Annotated in this window: 1 protein-coding gene; it reads left to right on the forward strand. The window is 54.4% G+C overall.

Annotated elements, in window-relative coordinates:
* Nucleotides 1-104: 104 nt before the first annotated feature.
* On the forward strand, nucleotides 105-517 hold a 413-nt coding region (locus tag GPK94_RS15860; RefSeq protein WP_215656269.1), incomplete at its 3' end, for a transposase.

The raw sequence follows: 517 nt of genomic DNA on the forward strand, positions 1-517 counted from the left end.
GAGACCGCAGAAAATTCTGTGTAATCGACGTTCCTCGACAGTATGAAAATCTTCGACTGAGTCAAGAATGAGATCAAACATTCAAGACGAAGGAGACGAAGATTATGCAGCCAGTACCACAGGATTTGTTGAAGGAATACGTTCAGAGCCAGCACTTCACCAGTACGACGGAGATCATGGAGGCCATGAAGGAAATGTTCCGGGACGTCATCCAGACCGTCATGGAAGTGGAGATGGACGAGGAGCTTGGTCGCGAGCGTTGCGAGCGCTCAGGCGAGCCGGAGGGAACCCTCAGAAACTACCGCAATGGCTACACGAAGAAGACCGTCAAGACCCAGCTGGGTGAGGTGGACATCAAGGTCCCCCGGGACCGGAACGGCTCCTTTGAGCCCAAGATCATCGGCAAGTATGACCGGAATGCGGACGGGATGGAGGATAAGATCCTGGCACTGTACGCCTGCGGCATGAGCCAGCGGGATATCGCTGAGCAGATCAAGGAGCTGTACGGCGTGGAGAT

Source organism: Pseudoflavonifractor sp. MCC625, from assembly GCF_018784545.1.
Taxonomy (GTDB): Bacteria; Bacillota; Clostridia; order Oscillospirales; family Oscillospiraceae; genus Pseudoflavonifractor_A; species Pseudoflavonifractor_A gallinarum.